Origin of the sequence: Anaeromyxobacter dehalogenans 2CP-1 (assembly GCF_000022145.1) — a bacterium.
In the GTDB taxonomy this organism is placed as follows: Bacteria; Myxococcota; Myxococcia; order Myxococcales; family Anaeromyxobacteraceae; genus Anaeromyxobacter; species Anaeromyxobacter dehalogenans.
On sequence record NC_011891.1, the window covers coordinates 2,402,491 to 2,419,035 of the forward strand.

The 16,545-nt window shown below is 74.5% G+C and carries 14 protein-coding genes and 1 pseudogene; 11 read left to right on the forward strand and 4 right to left on the reverse strand.

Going from position 1 to position 16,545, the window contains the following annotated elements; all coding sequences use genetic code 11:
- Nucleotides 1-59: 59 nt before the first annotated feature.
- Nucleotides 60-665 carry a DUF6066 family protein gene (locus A2CP1_RS10865; protein ID WP_012526099.1) on the reverse strand — a complete coding sequence of 202 codons (606 nt, stop codon included), beginning with the start codon at nt 663-665 and terminating at the stop codon, nt 60-62.
- A gap of 204 nt (nt 666-869) precedes the next feature.
- Here A2CP1_RS10865 and A2CP1_RS10870 point away from each other — a divergent pair, with 204 nt between their 5' ends.
- The 3 genes and pseudogenes from A2CP1_RS10870 (at nt 870) to A2CP1_RS10880 (ending at nt 3,721) form a co-directional block, all read left to right on the forward strand.
- Nucleotides 870-1,241 carry a PilZ domain-containing protein gene (locus A2CP1_RS10870; protein ID WP_012633350.1) on the forward strand — a complete coding sequence of 124 codons (372 nt, stop codon included), beginning with the start codon at nt 870-872 and terminating at the stop codon, nt 1,239-1,241.
- 93 nt (nt 1,242-1,334) lie between these two features.
- Nucleotides 1,335-2,102, forward strand: a pseudogene (locus A2CP1_RS10875) (ABC transporter ATP-binding protein).
- Complete coding sequence (locus A2CP1_RS10880) at nt 2,099-3,721, forward strand: hypothetical protein (RefSeq protein ID WP_012633351.1); 1,623 nt, start codon at nt 2,099-2,101, stop codon at nt 3,719-3,721. Before A2CP1_RS10875 ends, A2CP1_RS10880 begins: the two are co-directional and overlap by 4 nt.
- A 52-nt stretch (nt 3,722-3,773) precedes the next feature.
- On the opposite strand, the gene A2CP1_RS10885 is transcribed toward A2CP1_RS10880, so the two are convergent.
- A complete protein-coding gene (locus tag A2CP1_RS10885; protein ID WP_012526103.1) occupies nt 3,774-5,300 on the reverse strand; it encodes a Glu/Leu/Phe/Val family dehydrogenase in 1,527 nt (508 codons plus the stop codon).
- 322 nt (nt 5,301-5,622) lie between these two features.
- On the opposite strand from A2CP1_RS10885, the gene A2CP1_RS10890 reads away from it, so the two are divergent.
- Entirely contained in the window at nt 5,623-6,210 is a 588-nt protein-coding gene (locus A2CP1_RS10890; protein ID WP_012633352.1) for a GNAT family N-acetyltransferase, read from the forward strand.
- On the opposite strand, the gene A2CP1_RS10895 is transcribed toward A2CP1_RS10890, so the two are convergent.
- Together A2CP1_RS10895 and A2CP1_RS10900 are read right to left on the reverse strand one after the other, a co-directional pair.
- Entirely contained in the window at nt 6,174-6,542 is a 369-nt protein-coding gene (locus A2CP1_RS10895) for a GIY-YIG nuclease family protein (RefSeq protein WP_012633353.1), read from the reverse strand. The two genes, A2CP1_RS10890 and A2CP1_RS10895, sit on opposite strands and share 37 nt — an antisense overlap.
- Entirely contained in the window at nt 6,539-7,123 is a 585-nt protein-coding gene (locus A2CP1_RS10900; RefSeq protein WP_012633354.1) for a DUF2239 family protein, read from the reverse strand. Before A2CP1_RS10900 ends, A2CP1_RS10895 begins: the two co-directional genes overlap by 4 nt.
- Nucleotides 7,124-7,469: 346 nt before the next feature.
- On the opposite strand from A2CP1_RS10900, the gene A2CP1_RS10905 reads away from it, so the two are divergent.
- The 7 genes from A2CP1_RS10905 (at nt 7,470) to A2CP1_RS10935 (ending at nt 16,495) form a co-directional block, all read left to right on the forward strand.
- The gene (locus A2CP1_RS10905) at nt 7,470-9,056 is read left to right on the forward strand and encodes a multiheme c-type cytochrome (protein ID WP_012633355.1); all 1,587 of its coding nucleotides are present in this window, start codon (nt 7,470-7,472) and stop codon (nt 9,054-9,056) included.
- 76 nt (nt 9,057-9,132) lie between these two features.
- Entirely contained in the window at nt 9,133-10,917 is a 1,785-nt protein-coding gene (locus tag A2CP1_RS10910; RefSeq protein ID WP_012633356.1) for a sensor histidine kinase, read from the forward strand.
- A complete protein-coding gene (locus A2CP1_RS10915) occupies nt 10,895-11,527 on the forward strand; it encodes a response regulator (RefSeq protein ID WP_012633357.1) in 633 nt (210 codons plus the stop codon). Before A2CP1_RS10910 ends, A2CP1_RS10915 begins: the two co-directional genes overlap by 23 nt.
- Nucleotides 11,528-11,641: 114 nt before the next feature.
- On the forward strand, nt 11,642-12,793 hold the full coding sequence (locus A2CP1_RS10920) for a tellurite resistance/C4-dicarboxylate transporter family protein (protein ID WP_245530038.1): 1,152 nt from the start codon (nt 11,642-11,644) through the stop codon (nt 12,791-12,793).
- On the forward strand, nt 12,790-13,155 hold the full coding sequence (locus A2CP1_RS10925; protein ID WP_012633359.1) for a hypothetical protein: 366 nt from the start codon (nt 12,790-12,792) through the stop codon (nt 13,153-13,155). The genes A2CP1_RS10920 and A2CP1_RS10925 overlap by 4 nt, the downstream gene beginning before the upstream one ends.
- A gap of 107 nt (nt 13,156-13,262) precedes the next feature.
- Nucleotides 13,263-15,062, forward strand: a complete 1,800-nt coding sequence (locus tag A2CP1_RS10930) for a transporter substrate-binding domain-containing protein (protein WP_012633360.1) — start codon at nt 13,263-13,265, stop codon at nt 15,060-15,062.
- Nucleotides 15,059-16,495: a sigma-54-dependent transcriptional regulator gene (locus A2CP1_RS10935; RefSeq protein WP_012633361.1), complete on the forward strand. Its 1,437-nt coding sequence runs from the start codon at nt 15,059-15,061 to the stop codon at nt 16,493-16,495. The genes A2CP1_RS10930 and A2CP1_RS10935 overlap by 4 nt, the downstream gene beginning before the upstream one ends.
- Nucleotides 16,496-16,545 lie beyond the last annotated feature (50 nt).

Here is a 16,545-nt window from a genome sequence, read left to right on the forward strand (position 1 = left end):
CCTTGCGATCGTTCCCGCGCCGCCCTCCGGATCCGGGGGGCGGCGCGGCCGTCAGCGGGTCAGAACACCTTCGAGGCGATGGGCGCGCCGGTGCGTGCGTCGAGCACGCGCACCGCGAGGAAGCGCGCGGCCACGCCCTCGTAGCTGCCGGCCTCGCCCTTGCGCTTCAGCTTCCAGGGCTTCTCGGGCCGGAAGACGATCTCGAGCTCGATCGCGCCGGTGCGGAACGGGCTCTCGAACTCCATCTCCATCGTGCCGTCGGGCAGCGTGCCCTGGATCGGCAGGAGCCCGACCAGCGGGTGGCCTTGCGCGTCCTGGCGCAGCGGCGCGCCGTGCGTCAGCGCGACGCCACCGCCGTCCACGAACGGCGTGAGCAGCAGCAGGAACCGGCCGTCGCCGCGCACCTCGGGCTTCACCAGCGGCGCCGCGTCCTGCACCCGGACCGCGAACGTCTTCCCGTCCGCGCTGCGGCGCGTCGCGGCGACGTTCGCCTCGCAGGTGCGCCGCTCGTAGACGTCCACGCAGTGGCCCACGTAGCGAACCAGGAACGGCTCGAGCGCGTCGAGCCGCTCGGCGGCGCGCGCGACGGCGTCGAAGTCCGCGGCGCGGGCGGGGGCCTGCGCGAGCGCGGCGGCCAGGAGGACGGAGCCCAGGAGTGCACGCATGTCGATGACCTCGGTGGCGGGGAGGGGGACGGGGGGCGCTGCGGGCCCGCCGAGGGGTCGCGAGTGTACCGTGTCGAGGGTACCCCGAAGGAACCCAGTGATCCCGCGCAGGTGGGACCCGTAGCGGGGCAGGTGAGCGTAGGTGCTCTTCTTGACTACATCGCCCCACCACCGTAGGCTCTGCTCCGTTCCGAGGAGGACGGGATGCTCTGGAGCCGGCGAGAGGCGCGGAAGGTGGTGGCGGCGGCGGGACCGGATCGGCGCGCGGCGCCGCGGCTCGACAAGGTGTTCCGCGTGTACCTGGAGGGCGAGACCGGCTGCGGCCTGGGGATCGCCCGGAACATCTCCGAGGGCGGCCTGTTCGTGGAGACCCGCTCGCCCCAGCCGATCGGCTCGCAGGTGCGGATCACGTTCCCGTCCGAGAACGGCGACATGATCGCGGTGGCGGAGGTGCGGTACGTCTGCCACCTGCTCGGGCGCGGCACGGGCGCGCGGGGTCCGCTCACCATGCGCGGCATGGGCATGCGGTTCCTGTACTTCGAGCTGGACGCAGCCGTGCCCTCCCTCCTGCAGTGAGGCGCGGGGTGCGCGCCCGCGCGCCCCTCCGGTTCACCTTCCGTGGCCGGCGGCGCCTTGCCGCCCCCCGGTCGCCGTGTTACCCGGACCGGGATGCTCGCCATCGAGACGCACGGGCTCACCCGGCTGTTCGACGGGCGGCCCGCGGTCCAGGATCTCTCGCTCGCCGTCCCGGCCGGCGCCTTCTACGGCTTCCTCGGGCCCAACGGCGCGGGGAAGAGCACCACCATCAAGATGCTGACCGGCCTGCTCGCGCCCACCTCCGGGCGGGCCGCCGTGCTGGGGACGGACCTCGCGCGGGATCCGCTCACCGTGAAGCGGCAGGTGGGGGTGGTGCCGGACGGGCTCGGGCTGTTCGAGCGGCTCACCGGCGCGGAGCAGCTCCGCATCCACGGCCAGCTCTACGGCCTGCCGCGCGCCTAGGCGGCCCGGCGCGCCGACGAGCTGCTCGGGGCGCTCGAGCTCGCGGACCAGGCCGGGAAGCTGGTGGGCGAGTACAGCCACGGCATGAAGAAGAAGCTCGCGCTGGGCTGCGCGCTCATCCACGGCCCGCGCCTGCTGTTCCTGGACGAGCCGTTCGAGGGCATCGACGCGGTGGCGGTGTCGGGGATCCGCGGCCTGCTGCAGGACCTCGTGGCGCGCGGCGCCATGACGATCTTCCTCACCAGCCACGTGCTGGAGGTGGTGGAGCGGCTGGTCACGCACGTCGGCATCGTGCGCGAGGGGCGGCTCGTGGCGCAGGGGACGCTGGAGGAGGTGCGCGGCGCGGCGGAGACGCTCGAGGAGGTCTTCATCCGCACCGTCGGCGAGGAGCGGCCGCGGCCCGGGCTGTCCTGGCTGGGCGAGGGCGGCGCCGCGTGAGCGCGGGCGGACCGCTGCGCGCGCTGGCCGAGCTCCGGCTGCGGATGCTCTGGCGGCGGCTGCGCGGCGGCTCGGGGGTGCCGGAGCTGGTGGCGCGCATCGCGACCTTCGCGTTCGCGATCCCGGCCGGCCTGGTCTTCGCCGGCCTCACCGGCGCCGGCGCGTACCAGGCGGCGCGGGCCGGGCCGGGCCTGCGCTCGTCGATCCCGGTGGCGGCGCTCTACTTCGGCGTGTGGCAGACCTGGATGGCGGTGTCGCTCTCGGTCTCCGACCGCTCGCAGCTCGATCTGCGCCGCTTCCTCGTCTACCCGCTGCCGCCGGCCCGGGCCTACGGCTACGGGCTGGCCGCGTCGGTGCTGGGCGACCCGTTCACCTGGTTCTGGTGCCTGCTGCTGGCCGGCGCGTTCGCGGGCGCCGCGCTGGCGCGGCCGGGCGCGTGGCTGCTGCTGCTCGCGCTGGTGAGCCTCGGCTTCGTGGCGGCGACCGCGGCCATGGCCGCGCTGGTGCAGGAGCTCCTGGGCCGGCTGCTGCGCGGGCGGCGGGTGCGCGAGCTCGGCATCGCGGCGATCTACCTCGGCCTGGCGTTCCTGCTGCTGTCCTCGAGCGGCGGTCCGCGGCCCGGCGTGTTCCAGGCCGTCCGCGCGCTGGCCCGGTTCCGCTGGCTCGCCTACCCGGCGGCGCTGGCGAGCGAGGCGGGCGCGGCGCTGTTCACCGGGCGAAGCGGCGCGGCGCTCCCCTGGATCGCGGCGCTGCTCGTCGCGGGTGCGCTGTCCGGCTGGGCGGCCTACCATCTCGCGCTCGCCGACGCGCGGTCGGGCGCAGAGGGGTCTGCCGGCGCCGGCGGCGCGGCGCGCCGGGCCGGGCGCGGGTGGCGGCTGCCGGGCCGGCTCGCGCCGCTCCTCGAGAAGGAGCTGAAGTACCTGGCGCGCCACCCGCTCGTCACCGTGCTCGCGCTCATCGTCCCGGCGCTCTCGGCGTTCTTCGGCTGGAAGGTGGCGCCGCACCTGCCGGCGGACGCGGGAGAGGTGGTGCGCCTGCTGCCGCTGGTGGGGCTGGCGGTCTACACGCACCTCGCCACCGAGGTGTTCTGGCTGAACGCGTTCGGCGGCGACCGCGGCGGCGCACGGGCGTGGTTCCTCGCCCCGATCCCGCTGCAGGACGCGCTCGCCGCCAAGAACGCGGCGGTCTACGCGCTCGCCCTGACGCTGTTCGCCGCGAGCGCGGCCGCCCTGATCGGCACCGCGGGCCCGCCGCCGGCGTGGGCGATCGCGGCCGCGGTGACGCTGCACGCGGGCAGCGCGCCCTGGTTCCTGGCGGCCGGCAACGTGGTCTCGGTGCTGGTGCCGCGGGCGGCCTCGACCTCGATCCAGCGCGGCGGCAGGCTCTCGCCGCTCACCGCGCTCGCCGGGATGGCGCTCGTCTCGGCCGTGAGCGCCGTGTTCGCGCTGCCGGTCCTGGCGGCGCTGCGCCTCGAGTCGCCCTGGCTGGTGGTGGCGTCCTGGGCCGCGCTGGGCGCGCTGGGCTTCTGGCTGTACCGCTGGGCGCTGCCGCGGACCGCGCGCCTGCTGTCGGCGCGGCGCGAGGCGCTGCTCGCGGCGGTGGCGGGGGACGAGGAGTGACCCGCCCGCTCCCGCGGACGCGCCGGGGGAGCGGGCAGGGCGGGGCAGGGCGCTACTGCGAGAAGCCTTCCAGCAGGTAGTGCGCCTCGATGCGCTTCAGCGCGAGCACCATGGCGGCGGTGCGCACGTCCACCTGCTGGCCGACGCAGTACGGCCGCGAGTCGTAGAGCGGCGTGCGCTGCGGGCGGTTCAGCGAGATGTCGCGGATGATGGCGTAGTTCTTCTTGATGGCCTGCTCGAGGCGGGCGTTCACCTCGGCCTCCGACCAGTGCTCGAGGCGCTGGTTCTGCAGCCACTCGTAGTACGAGACGGTCACGCCGCCCGCGTTGCAGATGATGTCGGGGATGACCTCGATCTTGCGCGAGGCGAGCACGCGGTCGCCCTCGCGCGTGGTCGGGCCGTTCGCGGCCTCGGCCACCAGGCGCACCTTGAGCCGCTCCGCGACCGGGCCGTCGATCTCCTCGCCGAGCGCGGCCGGGATGCAGATGTCGGCGTCCACGCCCCAGAAGTCGTCCTTGGAGATGGCGGTGCCGCCGGTGAACCCGGCCACCGTCTTCTTCAGGTTCTTCGGGTTCTGGTGGACGTGCTGGGCCAGCGCATGGACGTCGAGGCCCGCGTCGGCGTGGATGGTGCCGAACGCGTCGTTCACCGCGACGATCTTCGCGCCCATGGCGGCGAGGATCTCGGCCGCGTTCGAGCCCACGTTGCCGAAGCCCTGCACGATGACGCGCGCGCCCTTCAGGTCGAACTTGTGCTCGCGCGCCCACTCCTCGATGCAGTAGACGACGCCCTGGCCGGTGGCGCGGACGCGCCCCTCCGAGCCGCCGATGCGCACGTCCTTGCCGGTGACCACGCCGCGGAGGCGGTGGTGCTCGCGCTCACCGTCCGTGAACTGGCGCATCATCATCGCCATGATCTCGCCGTTGGTGTTCACGTCCGGCGCCGGGATGTCGATGTAGGGCCCGATGAGCCCCTTCATCTTGTAGATGAAGCGCAGCGTGAGGTGCTCGATCTCCTCCTTCGAGTAGTTGAAGGGGTCGATCTTGATGCCGCCCTTGGCGCCGCCGAACGGGATCTCGGCGATGGCCGTCTTCCACGTCATGTCGGCCGCGAGCGTCTTGAACAGGTCGAGCGAGACGTCCTTGTGGTAGCGGATGCCGCCCTTGTACGGCCCGCGGACCTGGTTGTGCTGGATCCGGTACGCCTTGAACTTCTTCGGCCCGCCCTTCTCGATCCGGAAGAAGCCCTTGCCCGGGATGTTCATCACGCCCGAGCGCATGGTGATGTCCGCCTTGAGCAGCGCGCGGCGGTGCAGCACGTAGTTCCCGTTCGCGAGCGGCTCGAACGCGTCCGCCGCCTTGACGTCAGACGCGGGGAGATCGCGGAACTTCGCCTGCTCCTCCGGCGACAGCGGGACCAGCCGGTCCCTCGTCTCGACGGTGACGTAGAAGATGTGCTCGAAGTCCGGCTCCTCCAGCTCCATGCGGACGCGCGGGTCCATCTTGATGAGGTCCGCGGCCCGGTGAAACGTCTCCATCGCCTCGTCGTAGAAGCTCGTCTTCCCGTTGCGTCCGGCCATGTCGGTGATTGCCTCGCGTCATGAGGGAGTTCCGAAGGCGGGCGAATGGTAGCCTTCGCTTCCCCGTTAATCAATGTTCCGTCTTGCCCGAAAACGCCAGTGCTTACGCGATGATGTCGTCAAGCGTCGGCTCGCCTGCCAGCCCTGCTCACCCCCGGCGGAGGGACTTTCGGCGCGCGGAATCTAGCAGCCCTCCGCGCCCGATCCTGCGCCCCTTGTGAAGGGCACCCATGCCGCAGCGCGGCGCGAGCGCCCGCACGGATCGCGAAGGCGCGACGACGTGGCCGGCGCAGGCAGCGCCGGCGGCGCCTAGGATCGCTCCATGGCCGTGCCCACGCTGGAGACCGCGCGCCTGCTGCTCCGCCCGCTGGAGCTCTCCGACGCCGTGCAGGTCCAGGCGCTGTTCCCGCGATGGGAGATCGTGCGGTACATGGCCGCCGTCGTCCCGTGGCCGTACCCGCCCGACGGCGCGCTCGCGTTCTTCCGCGACGTGGCGCTGCCCGCGGTGGCGCGCGGGGAGGCGTGGCACTGGACCATCCGGCGGAAGGAGGCGGCCGGCCGGCTGATCGGCGTGATCAACCTGAACGCCGGGAAGGACGAGCACCGCGGCTTCTGGATCGGGGTGCCGTGGCAGGGGCGCGGCTACGCGACCGAGGCGTGCGCCGCGGTGACGGCGTACTGGTTCGAGGTGCTCGGGTTCCCGGTGCTCCGCGTGGGCAAGGCGGCGGCGAACGTGCCGTCGCGGCGCATCTCCGAGCGCTCCGGGATGCGGTGCGTCGGGGTGGAGGAGCGCGCGTTCGTGGCGGGCAGGCTGCCGGCCGAGGTGTGGGAGCTCACCGCGGCCGAGTGGCGGCGGCGACACCGCGGCCGGGCTCACCGCGCGGGGTCGCGTGGCCGCGGCGGCGCGTGATAGCCGCGCTCGTCCCACGGGCGGAGCCGCTCGATCCACTCCGCCTCCAGCCGCCGCAGCGCGTCGCGCCGCCAGACGAGCCCGTCCTCGTCCTCCTCGAGCACCTGCAGCACCTCGAGCGCGAACGCCTCCGGCCCGAGCGCGGCCACGTCGGCGCGCAGGCGCGCGTTCGGGTGGGTGCCGCTCGCCAGCGTCAGCCGGCGCCCGTTCAGCGTCCGCAGGTTGAGCGTGCTCTCGACGAGGATGCGCCCGTCGCGCACGTTGCGGATCTGGTAGACGGCGGCGACCGGCTTCTCCTCGCGCGCCTGCCGCTTCAGCTCCTTGCGGTTCATGCCCCGTCCTCTCCCTGCGATGGCCGCTCCAGGCGCTCGGCCTCCTCCGCCAGCGCGAGCAGGTGCGCCCGCACGTCCCTGGGCCAGCCCCGCACCACCGCGCGGAGCCGCTGGCCGTCGCGCGCGTACAGCGCGCGCGAGGCCTCCTCGGTGCCGGGCAGGTCGCCGGCCATCGCCCACATGAACCGGTCTGCGGCCTCGCGCGCCCGGCGCGCGCGGGCCCGGTCCGGCTCGCGCCGGCGCGCCTCGTCCACCAGGCGGCGCAGCGCCGCCGAGATCCCGCCGGGCTGCCGCTCCAGCCACTCCCAGTGACGCGGCAGGAGCGACACCTCGCGGCTCACCACGCCCAGCCTCGGCCGGCCCGGTCCCGCGCGCCGCGGCGGCGCGGCGCGGGCCAGCACCTCGTCCACGGTGCCCCGCAGGTCGAAGTCCACCTGCTTGCCGGTGGCGTCGTGGAACGCGAGCGTGGGCGCGCCGCCGGCGTCGTGGTGCGCCTTCAGCGCGCGCAGCACCTCGCGCAGGGGCCCCGCAGCGATCCGCCGCTCGCGCGCGAACACCGTGTAGCGATCCTCGTCCGTCATCGGCCGCGCTCCGCGCCCGGGGCGGGAATTGCACCCGGGTGAAATCCGGGCAGGGGCTTATCGCGGGCCGCGGCGTGCCGTCAATATGACCCGGGTAGAATGTGCGTGACGCTGCGATCCCGCGCGCGGCGGAGGGCCGCCACAGCGCGGGCCTGACGGTGCAGCGGGAACATTGGCGCACCGAAGGATCGGTTCGGGGTACCCAAATCGCGGTGCCGCCCATGGGGCTGGGCGCGCAAGGGCGCGAGAGCACGGGGGGCGCGCGCTGGCAGGCGGATTGCTTTCGTGGCGCGCGCCGCGCGACGACCGCCGCGCGCCCAACTCGAACGCGCATCCGAGAGGATCCATGCACCCACGCCGCCTCGTGCTCCTCGCCGCTCTCTGCCTCGCGCCCGCCGCGCTCGCCGCGTCCCGCGCCGCGAAGCCTGCCTCCGCCGCCCGCCCGGCCGCGCTCTCCGCGCGCTCGCAGGCCTGCCTCGATTGCCACGCCGACGCGAACGCCGGCATCGTCGAGCAGTGGCACGAGAGCGCCCACGCGAAGCGGGGCGTGGGGTGCCTCGAGTGCCACCAGGCCGCGAAGGGCGAGGCCGACGCGTTCGAGCACAACGGCGAGCTGGTCGCGACCATCGTCACGCCGCGCGACTGCGCCCGCTGCCACGCCACCGAGAGCGCCGAGTTCGGGAAGAGCCACCACGCCAAGGCCGGCAACATCCTCGCCTCGCTCGACAACCAGATCGCCGAGACCATCGAGGGCGCGCGCGAGCCGTTCGCGCCGTTCGCGCCGTTCGCGCCGTCGGCGGCCGGGACCGCGGCCGGCCCGGTGAACGGGCTCGCCAGCGCGCAGGCCGGCTGCCAGCAGTGCCACGGCAACAAGACGGCGCTGAAGGCGAGGACCGGCGCGCCCATCACGGTGGACGACCTGAAGCCCGGCCCGGACGGCAAGCCCACCCGGCCCGAGGTGCTGGCGCGCGTCCTGCGGGACGCGGACGGCAAGCCGGAGTTCGTGGAGGGCACCTGGCCCAACACCGGCATCGGCCGGGTCAACCTCGACGGCTCCCTCGGCTCCTGCGCCGCCTGCCACAGCCGCCACGACTTCTCCGCGCGGCGCGCGCGCCAGCCGGAGGCCTGCGGCACCTGCCACCTCGGCCCGGACCGCCCGCAGAAGGAGATCTACGAGTCGTCCAAGCACGGCGTCGCCTACCGCGACGCGCGCGAGCGGATGAACCTGGACGGCAAGAGCTGGGTGCTCGGCAAGGACTACGCCGCCGCGCCGACCTGCGCCACCTGCCACATGTCCGCGAACGTGAACGGCGGCAAGGTCACGCACGATCCCGGCGAGCGGCTCTCCTGGACGAACCGCCCACCGGTCTCGCTCCCGATGGACACCGACGCGGAGCACCGCGTGGTCACCGCGTCCGACCCGGCCCGCCGCGCAGCGGCGGTGACGGACACCGCCGCGCAGAAGCGCGACCGCATGAAGACCGCGTGCAACGTGTGCCACGCGACCTCCACCGTGGACGCGGCGTACCGTCAGTACGACGACCTCGTCGCGCTCTACAACGAGAAGTTCGCGAGGCCCGGCCAGGCGCTCATGGACGCGCTGTACGCGCAGGGGATCCTGACCCGCACCCCGTTCGACGAGAAGATCGAGTGGGAGTGGTTCGAGCTGCACCACCACGAGGGCCGCCGCGCGCGCCACGGCGCCGCCATGATGTCGCCCGACTACGCCCACTGGCACGGGATGTACGAGGTCGCGAAGCGCTTCTACGAGGGCGTGGTCCCGGAGGCGCGCGCGGCCATCGCGCACGCCGAGGCGGCCGGCCGCAAGACGCAGGCGCGGGCCGCCACCGCGGTGCTCGAGGGGATCCTCGCCCGCCCCGAGCACGCCTGGTACCTGCAGGAGAAGGCGTCGCGGGTGCAGGCTGCCCCGTAGGCGCGACGGTCGCGCCCCGTCCTGGCTGCCGGCGGCGTCCGCGGGGACGCCGCCGGCGCGCTAGGGTGATCGCTGCATGCGCAGGCTCCTCGCCGTCCTCGGGACGCTCCGCGGCAGGCTGGTGCTGCTGGTCTGCTTCGCGACGCTGCCCGCGATGCTGTTCACGTTCTACGCGGCGAGCGCGGAGCGCACCGCGGTGCTGCGGCGCATCGAGCAGGAGGCGCTCCTGCTCGCGCAGCTCGCCTCGCGCGAGCACGGCCACCAGCTCGAGGGCGCGCGCACGCTGCTGCGCCGGCTCGCCGGGCTGCTCCGGGCCGCGCCGGAGGCAGGGGACGCGGCGCGCTGCCCGGAGCTGCTCCCGGCGCTGCTCGCCGGCTACCCGCAGTTCACCACCATCGGGATCCTCTCGCCGGAGGGCCGGCTCCGCTGCAGCGCCCGGCCCGCGCCGCCCGGGGTGACCTTCGCCGGCAGCGCGGCGCTCGAGCGCGCGCTCTGGTCCAACGACGTCGAGGTGGGCGAGTACGCCCTCGGCCCGGTGGTGGGGCGCCCGGTGCTCCACCTCGCCTACGCGGTGCGCGGCGCCGGCGGCGCGCCGTCGGAGGTGCTGTTCGTCGGCCTCGACCTGCAGTGGCTGGAGCAGCTCGCGCACCAGGCCGAGCTGCCGGCGGGCTACGCGCTCGTGATCGCCGACCGGAACGGCGCCGCGCTCGGCCGCTCCGGCGGCGACGCCTGGCCGGCCAGGGCGGCCCGCGACCCCGCGCTGGCGCGGGCGGTCGCGTCGCCGGGGCAGGGCACCGTGACGGAGGCGCCCGCGGCGGACCGCCGGTTCCTGGTGGCGGCCCCGGTGGCGGCGGTGCCGGGCGTCTCGGTGGTGGCGAGCCTGCCGTACACCCGGGTCGCCGCGCAGGCGAACCGCGCGTTCTACCGGACGGTCGCGGGGCTGGCGCTGCTCACGCTGTTCACGATCGGCTGCGTGCTGCTCGCGGCCGAGGTGTCGGTGCTGCGCGTGCTCCGGCACCTGGCCCGCACCGCCCGTCGCTTCGGCGAGGGGGAGCTCTCGGCCCGCGCCGAGACGCCGGCCGCCCACGGCGAGCTCGCCGAGCTGACGCGGGCGTTCAACGCCATGGCGGACGCGCTCGCCGCGCGCCAGCGCGAGGCGGCCGAGAGCCAGGGGCGGCTCCGCGCCATGTCGCACCGCCTGGCCGCCGCGCGCGAGGCCGAGGCGGCCGCGATCGCACGCGACCTGCACGACGAGCTGGGCCAGGTGCTCACCAGCGTGAAGGTGGAGCTCGCGGCGCTGCAGCGGGCGGGCGCGGAGGGCGAGGACCCGGCGGCGCGGCGCGCGCGCGTCGCCGAGCTCGGGCAGCGGCTCGACGAGGCGGTGGCGTTCGTGCGGCGGGTCTCCTCCGACCTCCGCCCGCCCGTGCTCGACCGGCTCGGCCTCGCCGCCGCGCTCGAGGGGCTGGTGCGCGACCTCGAGCAGCGCACGCGGCTCGCGGTGATGCTGGACGTGGACCCCTCGGTCGAGCCGGTCGAGTGGCTCCCGGCCGTCACGCTGTTCCGGATCGTGCGCGAGGCGCTCACCAACGTGGTGCGCCACGCCGGCGCGACCGAGGTCTGGATCGAGCTGCGCGCCACGCCGGGGGCCCTGGTCCTGACCGTGCGGGACGACGGCAAGGGCATCGGTCCCTGGGCGGCGGACGACCGGCGCTCGCTCGGGATCCAGGGCATGCAGGAGCGCGCCCTGCTCGTGGACGGCACGTTCGAGATCTCCGGGACGCCGGGCGGCGGGACGACCGTCGTGGTAACGATCCCTCGGACGAGGACGGGCGCGACCGATGCTGCGCATCCTGCTGGCTGACGATCACGCGATGTTCCGGTCCGGGCTCCGGCGCATCCTCGAGGCCGAGTTCCCGGGCGCGTCGGTGGGCGAGGCGGCCACCATCGGCGAGCTCGAGGCGCGGCTCGGGGCGCAGCCGTGCGACGTGCTCGTGCTCGACATCTCCATGGCCGGGCAGAACAGCCTGAACGCGCTCCCCGGGCTGAAGGAGCGCCACCCGCGGCTCCCGGTGGTGGTGCTGAGCATGTACGGCGACCGCCCGTTCGTGATCCAGGCGCTGCGCGCCGGCGCGTCCGCCTACCTCACCAAGGAGCGCGCGCCGGAGGAGCTGATCCGCGCCATCCGCAGCGTGCTCGCCGGCCGGCGCTACGTCGGCGACGAGCTCGCCGAGCAGCTGGCCGACCACCTGGCCGGCGGCGGCACCGGGAGCCCGCACGAGCGCCTCTCGCCGCGCGAGCTGGAGATCTTCCTGCAGCTCGCGGCGGCGCGCTCGGTGTCCGAGATCGCCGAACGGCTGCAGCTCAGCGTGAAGACCGTCAGCACCTATCGCAGCCGCATCCTCGAGAAGATGGCCCTGCGCTCGAACGCCGAGCTGATGCAGTACGCGGTGCGCCACGGGCTGGCCGGGTAGCGCGAGCCCGGACGGGCGTCGGACGGACGCCGACACCGGGCCACCCCGCGTCCTACGCGCGCGTCGGACGCCGGCCGATGCACGCGGCGCCGCGCCGTCGGCATGCTGTGGGGCATGGAGACGGCCGTCCGCCCCGCGCCTGCGCCGAACCCGCTGCGCGAGCACCTCGCCGCCGGGCTGAAGGGGCTTCACCCGGCGTACTTCGCGCTGGTGATGGCCACCGGGATCGTGTCGATCGTCTCCGACCTCCTCGGCCTGCGCGAGGCGGCGACGATCCTGTTCTGGCTGAACGTCCCCGCCTACGCGGTGCTCTGGGTGCTGGTCGCGGCGCGCGCGCTGCGGTACCCGCGCGCCCTCGCCGCGGACCTCGCCAGCCACCAGCGCGGGCCCGGGTTCTTCACCTCCGTGGCCGCCACCTGCGTGCTCGGGCTGCAGCTCGTGCTGCTGCGCGGCGACGCGGCCGCGGCCCTGGTCCTGTGGTGGCTGGGGATGCTGCTCTGGTGCGCCTGCACCTACGCGGTCTTCGTGGTGCTCGCGGTGCGCGACCCCAAGCCGACGCTGGGCGAGGGCATCAACGGCGGGTGGCTGGTCGCGGTGGTGGCGACGCAGTCGGTGGTGGTGCTCGGCACCCGGGTGCTCGTCCCGCGCCATCCCGGCAGCGAGGCGGTGCTGTTCTTCCTCACCTCGCTCTGGCTCTGCGGCGGGATGCTCTACGTCTGGATGATCTCGCTCATCTTCTACCGGTACATGTTCTTCCGCTTCTCGCCGTCCGACCTCATGCCGCCCTACTGGATCAACATGGGCGCGGTCGCGATCTCGGTGGTGGCGGGGACCTCGCTCGCCGCGCTCGCGCCCGGCTCCGCGCTCCTCGGCGCGCTCCTCCCGTTCGTGAAGGGGCTGACGCTCATGTTCTGGGCCACCGCCACCTGGTGGATCCCGATGCTGGTCCTGCTCGGGATCTGGCGCCACGGGGGCCGGGCTCGCATACGGATCGCGTACGACCCGCTGTACTGGGGGCTGGTGTTCCCGCTGGGCATGTACGCCCTGTGCACCTACCGGCTGGGCGAGCTGTTCGCGATGCCGTGGCTGCCCTGGGTGGCGCGCGCGTTCGCGACGGTCGCGCTGGCCGCGTGGCTGCTCACGGCGCTCGGCCTGGCGGGCCGCCTCCTCCACCTCATCCTCCTGGCGGTGCGATCGCTCCACGCGGAGCGGGGCGCCGCCGGGCCGCACCCCGGCAGTCTCGAGCGAATGGCGAGGAGATCATGAACCGACCCGGCGTCCTCACGTCCCCTGGCAGCATCCCGCTCCGGCCGCGGCGGCGCGATCCCTCCGGCGCCGGGTCCGCCCGCGCGCGCGTCGAGGCGCGGCAGCGGATCGGCAAGGTCCTGGTGGTGGCGGGCTGGATCGTCGCGCTGGTGGGCGTCGGCATCTACTGCGTGGCGAGCTTCGCCGCCGGCGCGGACGCGGACCTCGCGGCGGTCCTGCTCGACGGCGCCATCCCCGCGGCGCGAGGTGGCCTCGCCGTGGTAGGGGCCGGCACGCTCACCTGGGTGATCGGCTCGATCCTGCACCTGAACGCGTCGCTCGACGCGGCGGATGCGGAGCGGGACGGGCCGGGCGAGCGCTGATCTGCCCGCGGCGCTGCGCCGCGGCGATCCTTGTGGCCGCGGGGGGCCGGCCGTACCATGCTGACCCTGCCGCGGCGGCCCGCACCGAGGGCCGCCGGGCAGCACGCATGCACCACGCCGACGCCGACTCCCCCGGGCGCCGCGCCGCCTCCGGCCAGCACCTGCTCCGCCTCGCGGTCGCGCTGGGCTGCGCGCTCGCGCTCGCCCTCGCCCTGCCAACGGTGGCCGACGACCGCGCCGCGCCGGGAGCCCGCGCGCCGGCGCGGCAGCGGGTGATCGTCGGCGGCGACCAGAGCTACCCGCCCTACGAGTTCCTGGATCAGCAGGGCAGGCCCGCGGGGTTCAACGTGGATCTCACCCGCGCCGTGGCGCGCACCGTCGGGCTCGAGGTCGAGTTCCGCCTGGGCCGCTGGGCCGACATGCGGCGCGCGCTCGAGACCGGCGAGATCGACGCACTGCAGGGCATGTCCTTCTCGGAGCAGCGCGCCAAGGAGGTCGACTTCACGCCGCCGAGCCTGATCGTCCACCACGCCATCTTCGCGCGGCGCGGCGACCGGCCGGTCCGATCGCTCGCCGACCTCGCCGGCAAGGAGGTGCTGGTGCTGCGCAGCGGCATCATGCACGACACCCTCCGGCGCGAGCACCCCGACGTGAAGGTCGTCCCGGCCGACACGCACGCAGACGTGCTGCGGCAGCTCGCGGCGGGCAAGCACGACTACGCGGTGATGGCGAAGCTGCCGGGCCTGTACCTGGTCCGCGAGATGGGCCTGTCCAACCTGACCGCGATGGACCAGCCGGCGGCGGTGGAGCGCTACGGCTACGCGGTCCGCCGGGGCAACGAGGCGCTCGCGGCGCGGCTCGCCGAGGGGCTCGCGATCGTGCGCAACACCGGCGAGTACCAGTCCATGTCCGAGGCGTGGCTGGGCGTGCTCGAGCCGCGCGGCCCGACGGTGCAGCAGGTGCTGCGCTGGGGCGCGTTCGTGCTCGTCCCGCTCGTGCTCCTGCTCGCCACCATGGCGGCGTGGTCCCGCACGCTGCACCGGCAGGTGACGCTCAGGACCGCGGACCTCACCCGCGAGATCGCCGAGCGCCGGCAGAAGGAGGAGGAGCTGCGCTCGAACCAGCAGCAGCTCCTGCAGGCCGACAAGATGGCGGCGCTCGGGGTGCTGGTGTCCGGCGTGGCGCACGAGATCAACAACCCGAACGGCCTCATCCTGCTCGACCTGCAGGTCCTCGACGACGTGCTGCGCGACGCGACGCCCATCCTGGACGCCCACGCGCGCGCGAACGGGGACTACACGCTCGGCAGCCTGCGCTGGTCGCGGCTCCGCGAGGCCATGCCGAGCATGGTGTCGGACGCGCTCGACGCCTCCCGCCGCGTGAAGCGGATCGTGGAGGACCTGAAGGACTTCGCCCGGCAGGAGTCGCCCGAGCTGCGCGACGGGGTCTCCGTCGACGAGGTGGCGCGGACCGCCGCGCGGCTGGTGGAGGCGCTCGTCAAGAAGAGCACCGAGCGGTTCGAGGTGGCGCTGGAGCGCGGGCTGCCGCCGGTCCGCGGCAACCCGCAGCGGCTGGAGCAGGTCCTCGTGAACCTGCTCGTGAACGCCTGCCAGGCGCTCCCGGGCCGCTCGCACGGGATCCGCCTGCGGACGTTCCTCGACGCGGGGCGGGGCGCGGTGTGCGTCGAGGTCCGTGACGAGGGGGTGGGGATCGAGGCGCAGCACCTGCCCCGCCTCACCGACCCGTTCTTCACCACCAAGCGCGACCGCGGCGGCACCGGGCTCGGCCTGGCGGTCTCCGCGGGCATCGTGAAGGAGCACGGCGGCACGCTCGAGTTCGAGTCGGCGCCGGGGCAGGGCACCGCGGCGCGAGTGGTCCTGCCCGTCGCCCGCGAGGAGGCCGCGTGAGCGAGATCGCGTACCCGCCGTTCGCCGTGCTGCTCGTGGACGACGAGCCGGGCTGGCTGCGGACCATGTCGCTCAGCCTGGAGCGCTCGCTGGGCGTCACGAACCTGCTCACCTGCCAGGATCCTCGGGAGGTCATGGGCCTGCTCGGGCGGCACGAGGTGGGGCTGGTGCTGCTCGACCTCACCATGCCGCACCTGCCGGGCGAGGAGCTGCTCCGGCGGATCGTCGAGGCCCACCCCGAGGTCTCGGTCATCGTGGTGAGCGGGCTCAACCAGCTCGAGACCGCGGTGCGCTGCATGCAGGCGGGCGCGTTCGACTACTTCGTGAAGACCAGCGAGGAGGACCGGATCGTCAAGGGCGTCGGGCGCGCCGTCCGCATGCAGGAGCTGCAGCGCGAGAACCGCGAGATCCGCCGGCGGTTCCTCGACGACCAGCTCGAGCACCCGGAGGCGTTCGACCGGATCGTCACGGCCGACGCGCGCATGCACGCGGTCTTCCGCTACGTCGAGGCGGTGAGCCGCAGCCGGCAGCCGGTGCTGGTCACCGGCGAGAGCGGCACCGGCAAGGAGCTCATCGCGCGCGCGGTGCACCAGGTGTCGGGCCGCGCCGGCGAGCTGGTGCCGGTGAACGTGGCCGGCCTCGACGACACCGTGTTCGCCGACACGCTGTTCGGGCACGTGCGCGGCGCCTTCACCGGCGCGAACGAGGCGCGCAGCGGGATGGTGGAGCGCGCGGCCGAGGGCACGCTGTTCCTCGACGAGATCGGCGATCTCAGCCCGGCGTCGCAGGTGAAGCTGCTGCGGCTGCTGCAGGAGGGCGAGTACTACCCGCTCGGCGCCGATCGGCCGCGGTGGATGCGCGCGCGGGTGGTGGTCGCCACCCACCACGACCTCGCCGCCCGCCAGGCGGCGGGCACGTTCCGCCCCGACCTGTACTACCGCCTTCGCGCCCACCACGTGCACCTGCCGCCGCTCCGGGAGCGCCGGGGCGACATCCCGCTGCTGCTCGAGCACTTCCTCGACGAGGCGGCCCGCGAGCTCGGCAAGAAGAAGCCCACCCCGCCGAAGCAGCTCGCCGGGCTGCTCGCGAGCTACGCGTTCCCGGGCAACGTGCGCGAGCTGCGCGCCATGGTGCTCGACGCGGTGGGCGCGCACCAGGGGCGGGTGCTGTCGATGGAGGCGTTCCGGCGCGCCATCGGCGAGGCCGAGGTGGCGCACGAGGCCGACCGGCGGGGCGAGGCGCCCGCCAGCCCGTTCGCGGCGCTGGAGCGCATCCCGACGCTGGACGAGGCCGACGAGCTGCTGGTGCAGGAGGCGCTCCGGCGCGCCGACGGGAACCAGTCGCTCGCGGCGCGCCTGCTCGGCATCACGCCCTCGGCGCTCTCGAAGCGCCTCAAGGCGCGGCGCGAGGCCGAGGGCCAGCGCGAAGGGTAGGGAGATCCCTCAACCCTGTGAGATCCGTCACGGCGGGCCAACCCCGCCGG